The sequence below is a fragment of the Pseudomonas sp. HLS-6 genome (genome assembly GCF_002753995.1).
Lineage (GTDB): Bacteria > Pseudomonadota > Gammaproteobacteria > Pseudomonadales > Pseudomonadaceae > Aquipseudomonas > Aquipseudomonas defluvii.
Genome location: NZ_CP024478.1, coordinates 4679783 through 4700157, shown reverse-complemented (window position 1 = coordinate 4700157; position 20375 = coordinate 4679783). Strand labels below are relative to the sequence as shown.

Sequence of the window (20375 nt, the reverse complement as noted above, 5' to 3'; positions counted from 1 at the left end):
CGCTTAACGCTTGCTCGAGGCCAGCATGGTGGCCTTTTCCTGGTCCATGCGTGCGATCAGCGGTTGGCTCTGCTGCATGAAGCGTTGGCGTTCAGCCTTGGCGATAGGGTCTGCCATGGGTAGCTTCTGGCCCAGAGGGTCGACGTGGACGCCATTGACCTGGAATTCATAGTGCAGGTGTGGGCCGGTGGAGAGGCCAGTAGTGCCGATATAACCAATCACCTGGCCCTGCTTGACCGAGCCTCCGGTCTTCACGCCTTTTGCGAAGCCCTGCATATGCCCGTAGAGCGTCTGATAGCGGTTACCGTGCTGAATGATGACGGTGTTGCCATAGCCGCCGCGACGCCCTGCCAGAAGCACCTTGCCATCGCCAGCGGCTTTGATTGGCGTCCCACGTGGCGCTGCATAGTCGACGCCTTTGTGCGCGCGAATCTTGTTCAGGATCGGGTGTTTACGCCCAGCAGAGAAGCGCGAGCTGATACGTGCGAAATCAACCGGTGTACGGATGAACGCCTTGCGCATGCTGTTGCCGTCGGCGGTGTAGTAACTGGTGTTGCCCTGCTTGTTGGTATAGCGAACGGCGCTATAGCTCTTGCCGCGGTTGCTGAAGCGGGCGGAAAGGATATTGCCGGTGCCTACGACCTTGCCGTTGACTACCTTCTGTTCATAAATCACATCGAACTCGTCACCCTGGCGAATGTCCTGAGCGAAGTCGATGTCGTAGCCGAAGATACCGGCCATATCCATGGTCAGGCTGTGAGACAGGCCGGCACGTTGTGCTGACGCAGAAAGCGAGCTCTTGATGACGCCGTGCACATAGGCAGTGCGTACAGTCGGTTTGCTGATCTCGCGATTGAACGCATAGCCGTTGCTGGTCTTGGTCAGGCGGATGGTTTCCAGGTCGCTGACCTTGCTGTGCAGGCTGGACAGTTGGCCGTCCTTGTCCAGTTCAATTTCCAGAACCTGGCCATGTTTGAGCTGGCTGAACTGCTTGGCCTGCTTGTTACTGGCCAGTACCTCATGCACCGCATTGGCTGGCAGGCCGACTTTGTTGAACAGTGTCGACAGCGTATCGCCGCGGCCTACGGTGACTTCGCGGTGGCTAGGCGATTTAGCTGTTTCTGCTGTTGGTGCAGGCTCCGCCTTGGCAGCTTGCTCGTTTTTTTCGTCAGCGTTGTCTATCTGGGCAAACGGTGAGGGTGCAGCCTCTTCGCTGGCCAGCGGTGGCGTTGCTTGTTGTTGCTCAAGCTGCTCGACTGGGCTTTCCAGCTCAAGGTTCAGGGTTGTTTTCTTGGCCTCGACTTCGCTGGATGGGAATACCAGCAAAGCCAGGCTGAGTAAGGCTGCAATGCCGCTCGCAGCCAACAGATGGCTCTTCGGATAAAGCGGAGGCGCTTTAGGCGGTTCGTTGCTCATGGGTAAATTGACTTTGAAAAAGATGAAATGGAAAAGATGAATGACATGATGAAGATGAAATAACTGTATAAAATATAACCAAATCCCTTCCAAAGCAAGCGGGCAGACGTCATCAGTCGGGTGTTGGGTCACATTCAGGCCAAAAACTTGTAATTGACGGCTGATCTTGTATGGTTGGGGCCTTTTAATCTGAGCCTTACGGGTCTGTCATGAAGTCGGTTGAAGAGCAGCTAGAGCTGATCAAACGTGGTGCGGAAGAGGTACTGGTCGAGTCCGAACTGGTCGAGAAGCTCAAGCGCGGTCAGCCGCTGCGGATCAAGGCGGGTTTCGACCCTACCGCGCCTGACCTGCACCTGGGGCATACCGTCCTTATTAACAAGCTGCGTCAGTTCCAGGATCTGGGGCATCAAGTGATCTTCCTGATTGGGGACTTCACCGGGATGATCGGGGATCCGAGTGGCAAGAGTGCTACGCGTCCGCCGCTGACTCGCGAGCAGGTGCTGGAAAATGCCGAGACGTATAAACAGCAGGTGTTCAAGATCCTTGACCCAGCCAAGACAGAAGTTGCATTCAACTCGACCTGGATGGATGCGCTGACCCCGGCTGATTTCATTCGCCTGGCGTCCCAATACACGGTTGCGCGTATGCTGGAGCGGGATGACTTCCATAAGCGCTACACCACCAATCAACCGATCGCGATCCATGAGTTCCTCTACCCGCTGGTGCAGGGGTATGACTCGGTAGCGCTGAAGGCGGATGTTGAACTGGGTGGTACCGATCAGAAGTTCAATCTGCTGATGGGGCGCGAACTTCAGCGCGGTTACGGTCAGGAACCTCAGAATATTGTCACCATGCCACTGCTTGAGGGGCTTGATGGTGTCAAGAAGATGTCCAAGTCCCTCGGGAACTATGTTGGTATCCAGGAAGCGCCGGGTGTGATGTACAGCAAGCTTGTCTCGATCCCGGACACCTTGATGTGGCGTTACTTCGAGTTGTTGAGCTTCCGGTCCATGGAAGAGATCAATGCATTCCGTGCAGAGGTAGAGGCGGGCGCTAATCCGCGGGACATCAAGATCAAGCTGGCTGAAGAGATCGTTGCGCGCTTCCATGGTGAAGAGGCTGCTGCGAACGCACACCGTGCCGCGGGCAATCGCATGAAGGATGGCGAGTTGCCAGAAGACCTGCCCGAGGTTGTAGTGCCTGCCGATGAAGAGATGCCGATTGCGGCTGTCCTTAATAAGGCTGGGCTGGTCAAGAATGCTGCTGCGGCTCGCGATCTTCTGGCGGCGGGTAGTGTGCGCATTGATGGCGAGGTCGTTGATCGTGGCTTCGTATTCGCGTTGGGCGCCACTCATGTTTGCCAGGCCGGCAAGAAGGCCTTTGCGCGTATTACGCTGAAGGCTGAGTGAGTTTGTAAATAAGGCTTGACGGCGAATTGTAACTGTCTATAATTCGCCCCACTTCCGGCGTAGTCGAAACGGAAAACTCCTTGGTAATCAACGAGTTAGATGTTTAAAGATGGTGCTGGAAGTGCTTCGGTCGAATAGATCGGCAGCGGTGAAAAAGGTGGTTGACAGCGAGTTGAAACGCTGTAGAATTCGCCTCCCGCTAACGAGAGATCGAAGCGAGTCAAGTGGTTGAAGTTGAACGGAAAATTCTGAAAAACTTCAAAATAAACGCTTGACAGAGACAGAGGAAAGCGTAGAATGCGCGCCTCGGTTGAGACGAAAAGCTCTTAACCAACCGCTCTTTAACAATCGAATCAAGCAATTCGTGTGGGTGCTTGTGAGGTCAGACTGATAGTCAAAAAGATTATCAGCATCACAAGTGACTACACGAGAAATCGAAATAGTCATTTGAGATTGCTGAGCCAAGTTTAGGGTTTTCTCAAAACCCAAGCAGTATTGAACTGAAGAGTTTGATCATGGCTCAGATTGAACGCTGGCGGCAGGCCTAACACATGCAAGTCGAGCGGATGACGGGAGCTTGCTCCTTGATTCAGCGGCGGACGGGTGAGTAATACCTAGGAATCTGCCTGGTAGTGGGGGACAACGTTTCGAAAGGAACGCTAATACCGCATACGTCCTACGGGAGAAAGCAGGGGACCTTCGGGCCTTGCGCTATCAGATGAGCCTAGGTCGGATTAGCTAGTTGGTGAGGTAATGGCTCACCAAGGCGACGATCCGTAACTGGTCTGAGAGGATGATCAGTCACACTGGAACTGAGACACGGTCCAGACTCCTACGGGAGGCAGCAGTGGGGAATATTGGACAATGGGCGAAAGCCTGATCCAGCCATGCCGCGTGTGTGAAGAAGGTCTTCGGATTGTAAAGCACTTTAAGTTGGGAGGAAGGGCAGTAAGCTAATACCTTGCTGTTTTGACGTTACCGACAGAATAAGCACCGGCTAACTCTGTGCCAGCAGCCGCGGTAATACAGAGGGTGCAAGCGTTAATCGGAATTACTGGGCGTAAAGCGCGCGTAGGTGGTTCGTTAAGTTGGATGTGAAATCCCCGGGCTCAACCTGGGAACTGCATCCAAAACTGGCGAGCTAGAGTAGGGCAGAGGGTGGTGGAATTTCCTGTGTAGCGGTGAAATGCGTAGATATAGGAAGGAACACCAGTGGCGAAGGCGACCACCTGGGCTCATACTGACACTGAGGTGCGAAAGCGTGGGGAGCAAACAGGATTAGATACCCTGGTAGTCCACGCCGTAAACGATGTCAACTAGCCGTTGGAATCCTTGAGATTTTAGTGGCGCAGCTAACGCATTAAGTTGACCGCCTGGGGAGTACGGCCGCAAGGTTAAAACTCAAATGAATTGACGGGGGCCCGCACAAGCGGTGGAGCATGTGGTTTAATTCGAAGCAACGCGAAGAACCTTACCAGGCCTTGACATCCAATGAACTTTCCAGAGATGGATTGGTGCCTTCGGGAACATTGAGACAGGTGCTGCATGGCTGTCGTCAGCTCGTGTCGTGAGATGTTGGGTTAAGTCCCGTAACGAGCGCAACCCTTGTCCTTAGTTACCAGCACGTAATGGTGGGCACTCTAAGGAGACTGCCGGTGACAAACCGGAGGAAGGTGGGGATGACGTCAAGTCATCATGGCCCTTACGGCCTGGGCTACACACGTGCTACAATGGTCGGTACAGAGGGTTGCCAAGCCGCGAGGTGGAGCTAATCTCACAAAACCGATCGTAGTCCGGATCGCAGTCTGCAACTCGACTGCGTGAAGTCGGAATCGCTAGTAATCGCGAATCAGAATGTCGCGGTGAATACGTTCCCGGGCCTTGTACACACCGCCCGTCACACCATGGGAGTGGGTTGCACCAGAAGTAGCTAGTCTAACCTTCGGGAGGACGGTTACCACGGTGTGATTCATGACTGGGGTGAAGTCGTAACAAGGTAGCCGTAGGGGAACCTGCGGCTGGATCACCTCCTTAATCGACGACATCAGCTGCTTCATAAGCTCCCACACGAATTGCTTGATTCATTGAAGAAGACGATTGGGTCTGTAGCTCAGTTGGTTAGAGCGCACCCCTGATAAGGGTGAGGTCGGCAGTTCGAATCTGCCCAGACCCACCAATTACTTGTGGTGAAAGCCTGTAGCAATACGGGGCCATAGCTCAGCTGGGAGAGCGCCTGCCTTGCACGCAGGAGGTCAGCGGTTCGATCCCGCTTGGCTCCACCATCTCCACTTGCTTACCACGTCAAAGCTTAGAAATGAATATTCGCGTCGAATATTGATTTCTGAACTTTTTCAGAATCGTTCTTTAAAAATTTGGGTATGTGATAGAAATAGACTGAATAGCACTTTCACTGGTGTTTATTCAGGCTAAGGTAAAATTTGTGAGTGTCTCTTAAGTCTTAAGAGTATTGCGAATTTTCGGCGAATGTCGTCTTCACAGTATAACCAGATTGCTTGGGGTTATATGGTCAAGTGAAGAAGCGCATACGGTGGATGCCTTGGCAGTCAGAGGCGATGAAAGACGTGGTAGCCTGCGATAAGCTTCGGGGAGTCGGCAAACAGACTTTGATCCGGAGATCTCTGAATGGGGGAACCCACCTAGGATAACCTAGGTATCTTGTACTGAATACATAGGTGCAAGAGGCGAACCAGGGGAACTGAAACATCTAAGTACCCTGAGGAAAAGAAATCAACCGAGATTCCCTTAGTAGTGGCGAGCGAACGGGGACTAGCCCTTAAGTTGATTTGAGATTAGCGGAACGCTCTGGAAAGTGCGGCCATAGTGGGTGATAGCCCTGTACGCGAAAATCTCTTATCAATGAAATCGAGTAGGACGGAGCACGAGAAACTTTGTCTGAATATGGGGGGACCATCCTCCAAGGCTAAATACTACTGACTGACCGATAGTGAACTAGTACCGTGAGGGAAAGGCGAAAAGAACCCCGGAGAGGGGAGTGAAATAGATCCTGAAACCGTATGCGTACAAGCAGTGGGAGCCTACTTTGTTAGGTGACTGCGTACCTTTTGTATAATGGGTCAGCGACTTATATTCAGTGGCGAGCTTAACCGAATAGGGGAGGCGTAGCGAAAGCGAGTCTTAATAGGGCGTTTAGTCGCTGGGTATAGACCCGAAACCGGGCGATCTATCCATGGGCAGGTTGAAGGTTAGGTAACACTGACTGGAGGACCGAACCGACTACCGTTGAAAAGTTAGCGGATGACCTGTGGATCGGAGTGAAAGGCTAATCAAGCTCGGAGATAGCTGGTTCTCCTCGAAAGCTATTTAGGTAGCGCCTCATGTATCACTGTAGGGGGTAGAGCACTGTTTCGGCTAGGGGGTCATCCCGACTTACCAAACCGATGCAAACTCCGAATACCTACAAGTGCCGAGCATGGGAGACACACGGCGGGTGCTAACGTCCGTCGTGAAAAGGGAAACAACCCAGACCGTCAGCTAAGGTCCCAAAGTCATGGTTAAGTGGGAAACGATGTGGGAAGGCTTAGACAGCTAGGAGGTTGGCTTAGAAGCAGCCACCCTTTAAAGAAAGCGTAATAGCTCACTAGTCGAGTCGGCCTGCGCGGAAGATGTAACGGGGCTCAAACCATGCACCGAAGCTACGGGTGTCACTTAGGTGACGCGGTAGAGGAGCGTTCTGTAAGCCTGTGAAGGTGAGTTGAGAAGCTTGCTGGAGGTATCAGAAGTGCGAATGCTGACATGAGTAACGACAATGGGAGTGAAAAACTCCCACGCCGAAAGACCAAGGTTTCCTGCGCAACGTTAATCGACGCAGGGTTAGTCGGTCCCTAAGGCGAGGCTGAAAAGCGTAGTCGATGGAAAACAGGTTAATATTCCTGTACTTCTGGTTATTGCGATGGAGGGACGGAGAAGGCTAGGCCAGCTTGGCGTTGGTTGTCCAAGTTTAAGGTGGTAGGCTGAGATCTTAGGTAAATCCGGGATCTTAAGGCCGAGAGCTGATGACGAGTGCTCTTTAGAGCGCGAAGTGGTTGATGCCATGCTTCCAAGAAAAGCTTCTAAGCTTCAGATAACCAGGAACCGTACCCCAAACCGACACAGGTGGTTGGGTAGAGAATACCAAGGCGCTTGAGAGAACTCGGGTGAAGGAACTAGGCAAAATGGCACCGTAACTTCGGGAGAAGGTGCGCCGGTGAGGGTGAAGGACTTGCTCCGTAAGCCCATGCCGGTCGAAGATACCAGGCCGCTGCGACTGTTTATTAAAAACACAGCACTCTGCAAACACGAAAGTGGACGTATAGGGTGTGACGCCTGCCCGGTGCCGGAAGGTTAATTGATGGGGTTAGCTAACGCGAAGCTCTTGATCGAAGCCCCGGTAAACGGCGGCCGTAACTATAACGGTCCTAAGGTAGCGAAATTCCTTGTCGGGTAAGTTCCGACCTGCACGAATGGCGTAACGATGGCGGCGCTGTCTCCACCCGAGACTCAGTGAAATTGAAATCGCTGTGAAGATGCAGTGTATCCGCGGCTAGACGGAAAGACCCCGTGAACCTTTACTATAGCTTTGCACTGGACTTTGAATTTGCTTGTGTAGGATAGGTGGGAGGCTTTGAAGCGTGGACGCCAGTTCGCGTGGAGCCATCCTTGAAATACCACCCTGGCAACTTTGAGGTTCTAACTCAGGTCCGTCATCCGGATCGAGGACAGTGTATGGTGGGTAGTTTGACTGGGGCGGTCTCCTCCTAAAGAGTAACGGAGGAGTACGAAGGTGCGCTCAGACCGGTCGGAAATCGGTCGTAGAGTATAAAGGCAAAAGCGCGCTTGACTGCGAGACAGACACGTCGAGCAGGTACGAAAGTAGGTCTTAGTGATCCGGTGGTTCTGTATGGAAGGGCCATCGCTCAACGGATAAAAGGTACTCCGGGGATAACAGGCTGATACCGCCCAAGAGTTCATATCGACGGCGGTGTTTGGCACCTCGATGTCGGCTCATCACATCCTGGGGCTGAAGCCGGTCCCAAGGGTATGGCTGTTCGCCATTTAAAGTGGTACGCGAGCTGGGTTTAGAACGTCGTGAGACAGTTCGGTCCCTATCTGCCGTGGACGTTTGAGATTTGAGAGGGGCTGCTCCTAGTACGAGAGGACCGGAGTGGACGAACCTCTGGTGTTCCGGTTGTCACGCCAGTGGCATTGCCGGGTAGCTATGTTCGGAAGAGATAACCGCTGAAAGCATCTAAGCGGGAAACTTGCCTCAAGATGAGATCTCACTGGAGCCTTGAGCTCCCTGAAGGGCCGTCGAAGACTACGACGTTGATAGGTTGGGTGTGTAAGTGCTGTGAGGCATTGAGCTAACCAATACTAATTGCCCGTGAGGCTTGACCATATAACACCCAAGCAATTTGCGTCGAAATGACCAGATTGCGGTGTTGTGAAGACGAAACGAACCGAAAGTTTGCGACTCACAACTATCACATACCCGATTTGCTGGAGCGTCGAAAGACGGTCTGGTACACAGAATTTCTTGACGACCATAGAGCATTGGAACCACCTGATCCCATCCCGAACTCAGCAGTGAAACGATGCATCGCCGATGGTAGTGTGGGGTTTCCCCATGTGAGAGTAGGTCATCGTCAAGATTAAATTCCGAAACCCCTATCTGCGCATGCAGGTAGGGGTTTTGTCTTTGTGGCCTGGAAAACATTGCCAGCAGGGCGGCTGTCGCTATTTCACGTTTGTGGGCTGGCTTGTGGCCTCTAAGCGGCTGGCAGTGTGCGATCCACTCAGGGAGGCCCCTCCATGGCTGGGCTTTCCGGCTCCCATGTCGTCTCTCGTGGCTACAGATTTCTATGCAAGTCTTCGAGGCATGGCTATCATGCCTGCCTCATTGTGAGTCGAGATTGGCATGCTGAAGTTGTTAAACCTCCTTAAAGATGGCCGGTTTCATTCCGGACAGGCGCTGGGGGCCGCCTTGGGTGTCAGTCGCAGTGCTGTCTGGAAGCAGTTGCAGCACCTTGAGGCTGAGCTGAACTTGCCTATTTATAAAGTCCGCGGTCGCGGTTATCAGCTGGCGACGCCATTGTCCTTGCTGGAAACGGCGGCAATTGCAGAGCGATCTGTCGACGAGTCGTGGCCGGCATTGATTTTCGACTCAATCGACTCGACAAATGCCCAGGCGCTCCGTGAGGTCAATGAGGGGCGAGTTGCTCCTTTTATTGTTCTGGCTGAGCGGCAAACGGCCGGGCGAGGCCGTCGTGGGCGTAGTTGGGCCAGTCCGTTTGCAGAGAACCTTTATTACAGTCTGGTACTGCGGATAGAGGGTGGTATGCGCCAGTTGGAAGGGCTTAGCCTGGTCGTTGGCTTGGCGGTGATGCGCACGCTACATGCCTATGGTGTCAGTGGCGCAGGTCTTAAGTGGCCAAACGATGTGTTGGTGAATAATCAAAAAATCGCCGGTATCTTGCTAGAACTTGTAGGTGATCCTGCAGATGTTTGCCACGTGGTGATGGGCGTTGGGATCAACGTCAACATGCAGGCCAGCAGTGAAGTGGATCAGCAATGGACGTCCATATGGCGAGAGGTTGGGGAGGTCGTTGATCGCAATCAGCTGGTCGCTCTGCTCAATCAGAACCTGCAGGAAGACCTGGTTCGGCATCGCCAGTCGGGATTTGCAGTATTCCAGGGTGAGTGGGAGAAGGCGCACCTCTGGCAAGGTCGCGCGGTATCGCTTATTGCAGGTAATCATCAGGTCGATGGTGTGGTGAGAGGCATTGATCGTCAGGGGGCTCTGCGTCTTGAGGTCGATGGTGTTGAAAAGAGCTTTAGTGGCGGAGAGCTCAGTTTGAGGTTGCGCGATGATTCTTGAGCTCGATTGCGGTAACAGCTTTATCAAATGGCGAATCATTCGCTCTGAGGATGCCTCGATAGTCGCTGGTGGCGTCGTTGAGTCCAATGAAGCATTGATTGCCTCGATCCATGCAGTTCCAGGTAGCGCCCCTCGATGCTGTCGCTTGGTCAGTGTCAGGGGAGAGGATGAGACAGCAGGACTGCGTGCAGCTCTGGTTGAGCAGTTCGGTCTGCTGGTTGTTAGTGCTGAGCCAGCGAAAGAGTTGGCCGGGGTTCGTAATGGCTATGATGATTTCCAGCGATTGGGGCTGGATCGTTGGTTGGCGCTTTTGGGTGGCTATCATCTGGCCAAGGGTGCTTGTGTGGTTATCGACTTCGGTACAGCGGTAACGGCCGACTTTGTCGCGGCTGACGGGGCGCATCTTGGGGGGTTTATTTGCCCTGGGTTGCCGTTGATGCGTAATCAGCTGCGCACCCATACCCGTCGTATCCGTTATGACGACGCCGCAGCAGAGCGTGCGCTCTCAAGCGTGGAGCCTGGGCGTTCGACTGTCGAGGCGGTTGAGCGCGGCTGTCTGTTAATGCTCCAAGGGTTCGTATTGACACAGGTAGAGCAGGCTCACTCGCTTTTTGGAGGGGCATTTACACTGTTCCTCACGGGTGGTGATGCGCCCCTGGTTCATCAGGTGGCTCCGTGTGCTCGCGTGGTACCGGATCTAGTGTTTGTTGGTCTGGCGATAGCCTGCCCCCTGGATTGAGGTATCTATGCGCTGGTTGTTTCTTCTCTTGGTGGTGCTCAATGCTGTTTATTACGTCTGGCATCAGCAAGAAGCGCCTTTGAAGGCAAAGGAGGTAGCCCCGCTGTCTTTGTATAAAGGTAGTCAGCAGGGTATTCGCCTTTTGAGTGAGTCGGGGGCTGGAGGGCGCAGCGCGCAGCAGGCTGAAGATTGTCTCTACATCGGTGGCCTTGCCAAGGTTGAGCAATTGAATGCGCTTCGTCAGCGTTTGGTTTCGTTGGATGTGGCGACTGCACAGGTAGTTGGGGTGCTGGGTGACAGCCCGGGATTCTGGCTGCAGGTGGCGCCCCAAAGCCGACGTTTACTGGGCGAAGCGCTGCTCGCGACACTTTCCCATGATTTCAAAGACTTAAAACATAAAATAATGTTGTGCGAGGGTATTGCAACTGCTGAATAGCTTGATAGAATGGCGCCCGCTTCACAGGGAACACCACTAGTTGGAAAGCCTGTGTAGCAACTGTCAAATTAGCTAACCTCAAGATTTTAATGAGAAAAAGCTTGACAGGAAGGCAGCAAGAGTTGAAAATGCTGCCCACGTTCAGGAGGGGTTCCCGAGCGGCCAAAGGGATCAGACTGTAAATCTGACGTCTACGACTTCGAAGGTTCGAATCCTTCCCCCTCCACCAGTTTAGCGAGAGCTGCAAGCTCCGCGGGTATAGTTTAGTGGTAGAACCTCAGCCTTCCAAGCTGATGATGCGGGTTCGATTCCCGCTACCCGCTCCAGGTTTGCTGTTTTTGCAAAGTGTAAGGCTCTTGTAGCTCAGTTGGTAGAGCACACCCTTGGTAAGGGTGAGGTCAGCGGTTCAAATCCGCTCAAGAGCTCCATATTAACAAGGCAGATATGAAAATATCTGCCTTTGTTTTAATGGTTGGCGTGACTAGTTAAATTCTTCTGCGGGGGACAGTCTCGATGGCTAAGGAAAAGTTCGAACGTAACAAGCCGCACGTGAACGTAGGTACTATTGGTCACGTTGACCATGGTAAGACCACGTTGACTGCTGCGCTGACTCGCGTTTGCTCCGAAGTTTTCGGTTCGGCTAAAGTCGATTTTGATAAGATTGACAGCGCTCCAGAAGAAAAAGCTCGCGGTATCACCATTAACACCGCGCACGTCGAGTATGACTCGAATATTCGTCACTATGCTCACGTTGACTGCCCAGGTCACGCTGACTATGTGAAGAACATGATCACTGGTGCTGCCCAGATGGACGGCGCTATCTTGGTTTGCTCGGCCGCTGATGGTCCGATGCCGCAAACCCGTGAGCATATCCTGCTGTCCCGTCAGGTAGGTGTTCCCTACATCGTGGTCTTCCTGAACAAGGCTGACCTGGTGGACGATGCAGAGCTGCTGGAACTGGTTGAGATGGAAGTTCGCGACCTGCTGTCCACCTATGACTTCCCGGGCGACGACACTCCGATCATCATCGGTTCTGCTCGTATGGCGCTGGAAGGCAAAGACGACAATGGCATGGGTACAACTGCTGTCAAGAAGCTGGTTGAAACCTTGGATAGCTACATCCCGGAGCCAGAGCGTGCCATCGACAAGCCGTTCCTGATGCCAATCGAAGATGTGTTCTCGATCTCGGGTCGCGGTACTGTTGTTACTGGTCGTATCGAGCGTGGTATTGTCCGCGTTCAAGATGCTCTGGAAATTGTTGGTCTGCGCGACACTGCCACCACCACCTGCACTGGTGTTGAAATGTTCCGCAAGTTGCTCGACGAAGGTCGTGCTGGCGAGAACTGCGGCGTTCTGCTGCGTGGTACTAAGCGTGACGACGTTGAGCGTGGTCAGGTTCTGGTTAAGCCGGGTTCGGTTAAGCCGCACACCAAGTTCACCGCAGAAGTTTACGTTCTGAGCAAGGAAGAAGGCGGTCGTCATACTCCGTTCTTCAAAGGCTACCGTCCACAGTTCTACTTCCGTACTACTGACGTGACTGGTAACTGCGAGCTGCCAGAAGGCGTTGAAATGGTAATGCCAGGTGACAACATCCAGATGACTGTCACTCTGATCAAAACCATCGCAATGGAAGATGGTCTGCGTTTCGCTATCCGTGAAGGCGGTCGTACCGTCGGCGCTGGTGTGGTTGCAAAGGTTCTCGAATAAGTAGTTGATTTATTTCTATCGGGCCGGCATAATGGTCGGCCTGATTAAGCTTTTAGGTCAGTAGCTCAATTGGCAGAGCGACGGTCTCCAAAACCGTAGGTTGGGGGTTCGATTCCCTCCTGACCTGCCAGATTCACCTCGTGTGTCTGGCTTTCTTTTCACAGGATCCTCCTAGATGACTTCCAAGTCTGAAGCCCAAGACTCTCGTTTTGATCTGCTCAAGTGGCTTGCTGTTGTCGCTTTGGTGATCGTAGGCGTTGTTGGTAACCAATACTACAGCGCATCCCCGATTCTGTACCGCGTAATCGCGCTCCTTGTTCTTGCTGCTGCTGCTGCCTTCGTTGCGCTGCAGACGGCTAAGGGTAGGTCGTTTTTTGCGCTGGCTAAGGAAGCTCGTACCGAGATTCGTAAAGTTGTATGGCCAACCCGCCAAGAAACCACTCAGACCACCCTTATCGTAGTGGCGGTCGTTCTGGTTATGGCGCTACTGTTGTGGGGGCTTGATTCCCTGCTCGGTTGGTTGATTTCGTTGATTGTCGGCTAAGGGTGTCCCGTGGCTAAGCGTTGGTACGTCGTGCATGCTTACTCGGGTTACGAGAAGCATGTCATGCGCTCGTTGATCGAGCGCGTAAAACTGGCTGGCATGGAAGACGGTTTCGGCGAAATTCTGGTCCCGACCGAAGAAGTGGTCGAGATGCGCAATGGCCAGAAGCGCAAGAGCGAGCGTAAGTTCTTTCCAGGCTACGTATTGGTTCAGATGGACATGAACGAAGGGACTTGGCACTTGGTCAAGGATACCCCTCGCGTCATGGGCTTCATCGGTGGTACGGCAGATAAACCTGCGCCTATCACTGATAAAGAGGCAGAAGCGATTCTCCGTCGTGTTGCTGATGGCAGCGACAAGCCGAAGCCGAAGACGTTGTTCGAGCCGGGCGAGGTCGTTCGTGTCATCGACGGTCCGTTCGCTGATTTCAACGGCACTGTCGAAGAAGTTAACTACGAGAAGAGCAGGCTGCAGGTCGCAGTGCTCATTTTCGGACGCTCTACTCCGGTGGAGCTCGAGTTCAGTCAGGTCGAGAAGGTCTAACTGAACCCAGCATCCCATACCCCGCAGCCTTGTGCTGCGGGGTTTTGTCGTCACTGGGATAAAACGTAAGTAATCCGGGGAGCCATTAGGCGTTCGTACCCGATATTGGAGTAGCTCATGGCTAAGAAGATTCAGGCTTACATCAAGCTGCAAGTAAAGGCCGGCCAGGCCAACCCAAGCCCACCCGTTGGTCCTGCACTGGGTCAACACGGTGTGAACATCATGGAATTCTGCAAGGCCTTCAACGCCCGTACTCAGGGTCAAGAACCAGGTCTGCCGACTCCAGTGATCATCACTGTTTACAGTGACCGCAGCTTCACCTTCGAAACCAAGAGCACCCCTGCTTCGGTTCTGCTGAAGAAAGCAGCTGGCCTGACCAGCGGTTCGGCTCGTCCGAACACTGTCAAGGTTGGTACTGTGAACCGCGCTCAGCTGGAAGAGATCGCAAAAGCTAAGAAAGCTGATCTGACTGCCGCTGACCTGGAAGCAGCCGTGCGTACCATCGCCGGTTCTGCTCGCAGCATGGGCCTCAACGTGGAGGGTGTGTAATGGCTAAGCTGACCAAGCGCCAAAAGGCCATCGCTTCGAAGGTTGAAGCTGGCAAAGTTTACAACTTTGAAGACGCAGCAGCTCTGCTGGCCGAACTGTCCACCGTGAAGTTCAGCGAGTCCTTCGACGTTGCAGTCAACCTCGGTGTTGACCCGCGTAAATCTGACCAGGTTGTTCGCAGCGCAACTGTGCTGCCGCACGGCACTGGCAAGACCGTACGCGTAGCTGTCTTCACTCAGGGTCCAGCTGCTGAGGCCGCTCTGGCTGCCGGCGCTGACCGTGTAGGTATGGACGATCTGGCTGCCGAAATGAAAGGCGGCGATCTGAACTATGACGTCGTTATTGCCTCCCCGGACGCAATGCGTGTTGTAGGTCAGTTGGGTCAGGTACTGGGTCCTCGCGGCCTGATGCCAAACCCGAAGGTTGGTACTGTAACTCCAGACGTAGCTACCGCGGTTAAAAACGCCAAGGCTGGTCAGGTTCGTTATCGCACCGACAAAAACGGCATCATCCACACCTCCGTTGGCAAAGTCGGCTTTGATGCTGTCAAGCTGAAGGAAAACGTTGAAGCCCTGATCGCTGATCTGAAGCGTATCAAGCCAGCTTCTTCGAAAGGTATCTACGTCAAGCGCGTTACCCTGAGCACCACTATGGGCCCAGGTCTGGTCATCGATCAGAGCTCGCTGAGCGCGTAAGACATCGGTGGGTGCGAGCGATCGCGCCCGCTTTGCAAAATTGGGGTCCCTGCCTGGCGGGGGCTATCCAAGACCGTAGGCGACGCAAGTCTTAAACCTCAAGCCTACGCAGATGGTGCTCCCGATTCCTTACCGAATCAGACACCAAAACGACATTCGGCCTCGGTCGAATGAAACGGTAACAAGCAGGAGTTAAACCCGTGGCAATTAAACTCGAAGACAAGAAGGCCATCGTCGCTGAAGTCAACGAGGCTGCCAAAGCTGCTCTGTCCGCTGTCGTGGCTGATGCCCGTGGCGTGACTGTAGGCGCTATGACCGGACTCCGTAAAGAGGCTCGTGAAGCTGGCGTTTACGTACGTGTTGTACGTAACACCCTGCTCAAGCGTGCAGTTGCTGACACTGAATACAGTGTCCTCAACGACGCCTTCACCGGCCCGACCTTGATCGCGTTCTCCAACGAACATCCAGGCGCTGCTGCCCGTTTGTTCAAGGAATTCGCTAAAGGTCAGGACAAGTTCGAGATCAAGGCAGCTGCGTTCGAGGGCAAGTTCCTCGCAGCAAACGAGATCGACGTGTTGGCTTCGCTGCCAACTCGCGACGAAGCCATTGCAAGGCTGATGAGCGTGATTCAAGGCGCTACCAGCAAGCTGGCTCGTACTTTGGCGGCCGTTCGCGACCAGAAAGAAGCTGCTGCTGCCTAAGGCACCGCAAGCGCTTTCGAAATCATACGTTTAATTTGATGGCTGCGTAGGCTGTCACCCCAATACAGGAATTTATAGTCATGTCTCTGACTAACGAACAAATCATCGAAGCAATCGGCCAGAAAACCGTTCTGGAAGTTGTTGAGCTGATCAAAGCAATGGAAGAAACCTTCGGCGTTACCGCTGCTGTTGCCGCTGCTGGCCCAGCTGCTGCCGCTGCCGTTGTTGAAGAGCAAACCGAGTTCACCGTTAAACTGGTTGAAGCCGGCGACAAGAAAGTAAACGTCATCAAGGCTGTTCGTGAAGCCACCGGTCTGGGCCTGAAAGAAGCCAAGGCTGTTGTTGACGACCTGGGCGTCGTGAAAGAGAACGCTTCGAAAGAAGAAGCTGAAGCTCTGAAGAAAGCTCTGGAAGAAGCAGGCGCTAAAGTCGAAGTTAAGTAACTCCGACTTTGCGTATCCAGCCCAAGCGTTAAGCGAACGGCTGATGGCTGGTGGCTCTTGCCACCGGCCTTTTTCCGTTATTGGCGGCCGACCAGGTCGGCCCCGATAACGAGCTGCAACCACCGAGACGGTGGCGCAAACCAAGGGGTTTGCACGATTTTCTGGCTGCTTCCGTCGGGAGGAGCCAAACAAGCAGGTGACCAAGCTGGGGAACGCTGATGGCTTACTCATACACTGAGAAAAAACGTATCCGCAAGGACTTTAGCAAGTTGCCGGACGTCATGGATGTGCCTTACCTCCTGGCCATCCAGCTGGATTCGTATCGTGAATTCTTGCAAGCGGGAGCGACCAAAGATCAGTTCCGCGACGTGGGCCTGCATGCGGCCTTCAAATCGGTTTTCCCGATCATCAGCTACTCCGGCAATGCTGCCTTGGAGTACGTTGGCTATCGTCTGGGCGAACCGGCTTTTGATGTCAAAGAATGCGTACTGCGCGGCGTAACCTTCGCCGTACCACTGCGGGTGAAGGTGCGTCTGATCATTTTCGACAAAGAGTCGTCGAACAAAGCGATCAAGGACATCAAAGAGCAAGAAGTCTACATGGGTGAAATCCCCCTGATGACTGAAAACGGTACCTTCGTTATTAACGGTACCGAGCGTGTTATCGTTTCCCAGCTGCACCGTTCGCCAGGTGTGTTCTTCGACCACGACCGTGGCAAGACTCACAGCTCTGGCAAACTGTTGTACTCGGCTCGGATCATTCCTTACCGTGGTTCGTGGTTGGACTTCGAATTCGACCCGAAAGACTGCGTATTCGTTCGTATCGACCGTCGCCGCAAGCTGCCGGCTTCGGTGCTGCTGCGCGCGCTGGGCTACAGCACTGAAGAAGTGTTGAACGCTTTCTACACCACCAACGTTTTCCATGTTTCCGGTGAAAAACTCAGCCTGGAACTGGTTCCTCAGCGTCTGCGTGGCGAAATCGCAGTCATGGACATCCATGACGAGACCGGGAAGGTGATCGTGGAGCAGGGCCGTCGTATTACTGCCCGCCACATCAACCAGCTCGAAAAGGCAGGCGTCAAGCACCTGGACGTTCCAATGGAATACGTCTTGGGTCGCACCACCGCCAAGGCCATCGTGCACCCGGCTACCGGCGAAATCCTGTGTGAGTGCAACACCGAACTGACCACCGAGCTGCTGATCAAGATCGCCAAGGCTCAGGTTGTCCGTATCGAGACGCTCTACACCAACGATATCGACTGCGGTCCGTTCATTTCGGATACCCTGAAAATCGACTCTACCGGCAACCAGCTGGAAGCCCTGGTCGAGATCTACCGCATGATGCGTCCAGGCGAGCCGCCAACCAAGGACGCTGCCGAGACCCTGTTCAACAACCTGTTCTTCAGCGCCGAGCGGTACGATCTGTCCGCTGTTGGCCGCATGAAGTTCAACCGTCGTATCGGTCGTACCGAGATCGAGGGTTCGGGCGTACTGAGCAAGGAAGACATCGTCGAGGTTCTGAAGACCCTGGTCGACATTCGTAACGGCAAAGGTATCGTCGATGACATCGACCACCTGGGTAACCGCCGTGTACGTTGTGTTGGCGAAATGGCTGAGAACCAGTTCCGTGTTGGCCTGGTGCGCGTCGAGCGTGCGGTCAAGGAACGTCTGTCGATGGCAGAAAGCGAAGGCCTGATGCCGCAAGACCTGATCAACGCCAAGCCGGTTGCGGCTGCGGTGAAAGAGTTCTTCGGTTCGAGCCAGCTGTCCCAGTTCATGGACCAGAACAACCCGCTCTCCGAAATTACCCACAAGCGTCGTGTCTCTGCACTCGGCCCTGGCGGTCTGACTCGTGAGCGCGCGGGCTTTGAGGTTCGTGACGTACACCCGACTCACTACGGTCGCGTTTGCCCGATCGAGACCCCTGAAGGTCCGAACATCGGTCTGATCAACTCCTTGGCCGCATATGCGCGCACCAACCAGTACGGCTTCCTGGAAAGCCCGTACCGTGTGGTGAAAGAGGGCGTTGTTACCGACGAAATCGTGTTCCTGTCGGCGATCGAAGAAGCAGATCACGTCATCGCTCAGGCTTCGGCCGCGATGAACGATAAGAAGCAACTGATCGATGAACTGGTAGCCGTTCGTCACCTGAACGAATTCACCGTCAAGGCGCCGGAAGACGTCACCCTGATGGACGTTTCGCCGAAGCAGGTAGTTTCGGTTGCAGCGTCGCTGATTCCGTTCCTCGAGCACGATGACGCCAACCGTGCGTTGATGGGTTCGAACATGCAGCGTCAAGCTGTACCAACCCTGCGTGCTGACAAGCCGCTGGTCGGTACCGGTATGGAGCGCAACGTAGCACGCGACTCCGGCGTTTGCGTTGTGGCTCGTCGTGGTGGCGTTATCGACTCCGTCGATGCCAGTCGTATCGTGGTCCGTGTTGCCGATGATGAAGTCGAAACCGGCGAAGCGGGTGTCGACATCTACAACCTGACCAAGTACACCCGTTCTAACCAGAACACCTGCATCAACCAGCGTCCGCTGGTGAGCAAAGGTGATCGCGTCGAGCGTGGCGACATCATGGCTGACGGCCCGTCCACCGATATGGGTGAACTGGCACTGGGTCAGAACATGCGCATCGCGTTCATGGCATGGAACGGCTTCAACTTCGAAGACTCCATCTGCCTGTCCGAGCGTGTGGTTCAGGAAGACCGTTTCACCACGATCCACATTCAGGAACTGACCTGTGTGGCCCGTGACACCAAGCTTGGCCCAGAGGAAATCACCGCGGACATCCCGAATGTGGGTGAAGCTGCGCTGAACAAGCTGGACGAAGCCGGTATTGTTTATGTTGGTGCTGAGGTTGGCGCTGGCGATATTCTGGTCGGCAAGGTCACGCCAAAAGGCGAGACTCAACTGACTCCGGAAGAAAAACTGCTGCGTGCGATCTTCGGTGAGAAGGCTAGCGACGTTAAAGACACCTCCCTGCGCGTGCCGACCGGCACCAAAGGTACTGTCATCGACGTTCAGGTCTTCACCCGTGATGGTGTCGAGCGCGATAGCCGTGCGCTGTCCATCGAGAAGATGCAGCTGGACGAAATCCGTAAAGACCTCAACGAAGAGTTCCGTATCGTCGAAGGGGCAACCTTCGAGCGTCTGCGTGCAGCCCTGAATGGTCAGATCGTTGAAGGTGGTGCGGGCCTGAAGAAAGGCACCGAGATCACTAACGAAGTTCTGGACGGTCTGGAGCACGGCCAGTGGTTCAAACTGCGCATGGCCGAAGACGCGCTGAACGAGCAACTGGAGAAGGCCCAGGCCTACATCGTTGATCGTCGCCGTCTGCTGGACGACAAGTTCGAAGACAAGAAACGCAAGCTGCAGCAGGGCGATGACCTCGCTCCTGGCGTACTGAAGATCGTCAAGGTCTACCTGGCAATCCGTCGTCGCATCCAGCCGGGCGACAAGATGGCTGGTCGTCACGGTAACAAGGGTGTGGTCTCCGTGATCATGCCTGTCGAAGACATGCCGCACGATGCCAACGGTACGCCGGTAGACGTGGTACTCAACCCGCTGGGTGTACCATCGCGTATGAACGTCGGTCAGATCCTGGAAACCCACCTGGGCCTCGCGGCCAAGGGCTTGGGCGAGAAGATCAACCGCATGCTCGAAGAGCAGCGTAAAGTCGCTGAACTGCGTAAGTTCCTCACCGAGATCTACAACGAAATCGGTGGTCGTCAGGAGAACCTGGAGTCGTTCACCGACCAGGAAATCCTTGACCTGGCCAAAAACCTGAAAGGCGGTGTGCCAATGGCAACTCCGGTCTTCGATGGTGCCAAGGAGCAAGAAATCAAGGCCATGCTGAAACTGGCAGACATGCCAGAAAGCGGCCAGATGCAGCTGTTCGACGGTCGTACCGGCAACAAGTTCGAGCGTCCAGTGACCGTTGGTTACATGTACATGCTCAAGCTGAACCACTTGGTGGACGACAAGATGCACGCGCGTTCCACTGGTTCTTATAGCCTGGTTACTCAGCAGCCGCTGGGTGGTAAGGCGCAGTTCGGTGGTCAGCGTTTCGGGGAGATGGAAGTGTGGGCGCTGGAAGCATACGGCGCGGCATACACCCTGCAAGAAATGCTCACAGTGAAGTCGGACGACGTGAACGGTCGGACCAAGATGTACAAAAACATCGTGGACGGCGATCACCGTATGGAGCCGGGCATGCCCGAGTCCTTCAACGTGTTGATCAAAGAGATTCGTTCGCTCGGTATCGATATCGATCTGGAAACCGAATAACACGTG

General features: G+C 54.2%; 13 protein-coding genes, 6 tRNA genes and 3 rRNA genes. 21 read left to right on the top strand and 1 reads right to left on the bottom strand.

Going from position 1 to position 20375, the window contains the following annotated elements:
• Nucleotides 1-3: 3 nt before the first annotated feature.
• Complete coding sequence (locus CS390_RS22180; protein ID WP_065759003.1) at nt 4-1416, bottom strand: peptidoglycan DD-metalloendopeptidase family protein; 1413 nt, start codon at nt 1414-1416, stop codon at nt 4-6.
• Between the two features lie 209 nt (nt 1417-1625).
• Between CS390_RS22180 and tyrS the strand changes: the two genes are divergently transcribed.
• The 21 genes from tyrS (at nt 1626) to rpoB (ending at nt 20369) form a co-directional block, all read left to right on the top strand.
• On the top strand, nt 1626-2825 hold the full coding sequence (gene tyrS, locus CS390_RS22175; protein ID WP_065759002.1) for a tyrosine--tRNA ligase: 1200 nt from the start codon (nt 1626-1628) through the stop codon (nt 2823-2825).
• A gap of 497 nt (nt 2826-3322) precedes the next feature.
• Nucleotides 3323-4859 (top strand): 16S ribosomal RNA (locus CS390_RS22165).
• 65 nt (nt 4860-4924) lie between these two features.
• Nucleotides 4925-5001, top strand: a tRNA-Ile gene (locus CS390_RS22160).
• Nucleotides 5002-5031: 30 nt separating this feature from the next.
• Nucleotides 5032-5107: transfer RNA gene (locus tag CS390_RS22155), tRNA-Ala, on the top strand.
• A gap of 243 nt (nt 5108-5350) precedes the next feature.
• Nucleotides 5351-8241, top strand: a 23S ribosomal RNA gene (locus CS390_RS22150).
• A 137-nt stretch (nt 8242-8378) separates the two neighbouring features.
• Nucleotides 8379-8494: ribosomal RNA gene (rrf, locus tag CS390_RS22145) — 5S ribosomal RNA — on the top strand.
• The 16S, 23S and 5S rRNA genes sit together here with 2 tRNA genes alongside, the layout of an rRNA operon.
• A gap of 266 nt (nt 8495-8760) precedes the next feature.
• Nucleotides 8761-9720: a bifunctional biotin--[acetyl-CoA-carboxylase] ligase/biotin operon repressor BirA gene (gene birA / locus CS390_RS22140; RefSeq protein ID WP_099775975.1), complete on the top strand. Its 960-nt coding sequence runs from the start codon at nt 8761-8763 to the stop codon at nt 9718-9720.
• Complete coding sequence (locus tag CS390_RS22135; RefSeq protein ID WP_099775973.1) at nt 9710-10459, top strand: pantothenate kinase; 750 nt, start codon at nt 9710-9712, stop codon at nt 10457-10459. Before birA ends, CS390_RS22135 begins: the two co-directional genes overlap by 11 nt.
• Nucleotides 10460-10466: 7 nt before the next feature.
• Nucleotides 10467-10895, top strand: a complete 429-nt coding sequence (locus tag CS390_RS22130; RefSeq protein ID WP_065761970.1) for a hypothetical protein — start codon at nt 10467-10469, stop codon at nt 10893-10895.
• 144 nt (nt 10896-11039) lie between these two features.
• A tRNA-Tyr gene (locus CS390_RS22125) sits at nt 11040-11124 on the top strand.
• Between the two features lie 23 nt (nt 11125-11147).
• Nucleotides 11148-11221 (top strand) — tRNA-Gly (locus CS390_RS22120).
• A gap of 26 nt (nt 11222-11247) precedes the next feature.
• Nucleotides 11248-11323, top strand: a tRNA-Thr gene (locus tag CS390_RS22115).
• A gap of 85 nt (nt 11324-11408) precedes the next feature.
• On the top strand, nt 11409-12602 hold the full coding sequence (gene tuf / locus CS390_RS22110) for an elongation factor Tu (RefSeq protein WP_099775971.1): 1194 nt from the start codon (nt 11409-11411) through the stop codon (nt 12600-12602).
• A gap of 54 nt (nt 12603-12656) precedes the next feature.
• Nucleotides 12657-12732: transfer RNA gene (locus CS390_RS22105), tRNA-Trp, on the top strand.
• Nucleotides 12733-12777: 45 nt separating this feature from the next.
• Nucleotides 12778-13146: a preprotein translocase subunit SecE gene (gene secE / locus CS390_RS22100; protein ID WP_065761374.1), complete on the top strand. Its 369-nt coding sequence runs from the start codon at nt 12778-12780 to the stop codon at nt 13144-13146.
• A 9-nt stretch (nt 13147-13155) separates the two neighbouring features.
• Nucleotides 13156-13689, top strand: coding sequence for a transcription termination/antitermination protein NusG (nusG, locus tag CS390_RS22095; RefSeq protein WP_065761373.1), 534 nt, complete (start codon nt 13156-13158; stop codon nt 13687-13689).
• A gap of 117 nt (nt 13690-13806) precedes the next feature.
• A complete protein-coding gene (rplK, locus tag CS390_RS22090) occupies nt 13807-14238 on the top strand; it encodes a 50S ribosomal protein L11 (protein ID WP_065761372.1) in 432 nt (143 codons plus the stop codon).
• Nucleotides 14238-14933 carry a 50S ribosomal protein L1 gene (gene rplA, locus CS390_RS22085; protein WP_065761371.1) on the top strand — a complete coding sequence of 232 codons (696 nt, stop codon included), beginning with the start codon at nt 14238-14240 and terminating at the stop codon, nt 14931-14933. Before rplK ends, rplA begins: the two co-directional genes overlap by 1 nt.
• A gap of 200 nt (nt 14934-15133) precedes the next feature.
• Nucleotides 15134-15634, top strand: coding sequence for a 50S ribosomal protein L10 (gene rplJ / locus CS390_RS22080; protein WP_065761370.1), 501 nt, complete (start codon nt 15134-15136; stop codon nt 15632-15634).
• 80 nt (nt 15635-15714) lie between these two features.
• Complete coding sequence (gene rplL / locus CS390_RS22075; RefSeq protein ID WP_065761369.1) at nt 15715-16077, top strand: 50S ribosomal protein L7/L12; 363 nt, start codon at nt 15715-15717, stop codon at nt 16075-16077.
• A gap of 218 nt (nt 16078-16295) precedes the next feature.
• Nucleotides 16296-20369: a DNA-directed RNA polymerase subunit beta gene (gene rpoB, locus CS390_RS22070; protein WP_065761368.1), complete on the top strand. Its 4074-nt coding sequence runs from the start codon at nt 16296-16298 to the stop codon at nt 20367-20369.
• Nucleotides 20370-20375 lie beyond the last annotated feature (6 nt).

Bases quoted from the DNA above. Each gene is read 5' to 3' on its own strand.
- tyrS (WP_065759002.1), top strand. From the start codon at position 1,626: ATGAAGTCGGTTGAAGAGCAGCTAGAGCTGATCAAACGTGGTGCGGAA.
- birA (WP_099775975.1), top strand. From the start codon at position 8,761: ATGCTGAAGTTGTTAAACCTCCTTAAAGATGGCCGGTTTCATTCCGGA.
- rpoB (WP_065761368.1), top strand. From the start codon at position 16,296: ATGGCTTACTCATACACTGAGAAAAAACGTATCCGCAAGGACTTTAGC.
- CS390_RS22180 (WP_065759003.1), bottom strand. From the start codon at position 1,416: ATGAGCAACGAACCGCCTAAAGCGCCTCCGCTTTATCCGAAGAGCCAT.
- rplA (WP_065761371.1), top strand. From the start codon at position 14,238: ATGGCTAAGCTGACCAAGCGCCAAAAGGCCATCGCTTCGAAGGTTGAA.
- rplL (WP_065761369.1), top strand. From the start codon at position 15,715: ATGTCTCTGACTAACGAACAAATCATCGAAGCAATCGGCCAGAAAACC.
- CS390_RS22130 (WP_065761970.1), top strand. From the start codon at position 10,467: ATGCGCTGGTTGTTTCTTCTCTTGGTGGTGCTCAATGCTGTTTATTAC.
- rplK (WP_065761372.1), top strand. From the start codon at position 13,807: ATGGCTAAGAAGATTCAGGCTTACATCAAGCTGCAAGTAAAGGCCGGC.
- tuf (WP_099775971.1), top strand. From the start codon at position 11,409: ATGGCTAAGGAAAAGTTCGAACGTAACAAGCCGCACGTGAACGTAGGT.
- CS390_RS22135 (WP_099775973.1), top strand. From the start codon at position 9,710: ATGATTCTTGAGCTCGATTGCGGTAACAGCTTTATCAAATGGCGAATC.
- secE (WP_065761374.1), top strand. From the start codon at position 12,778: ATGACTTCCAAGTCTGAAGCCCAAGACTCTCGTTTTGATCTGCTCAAG.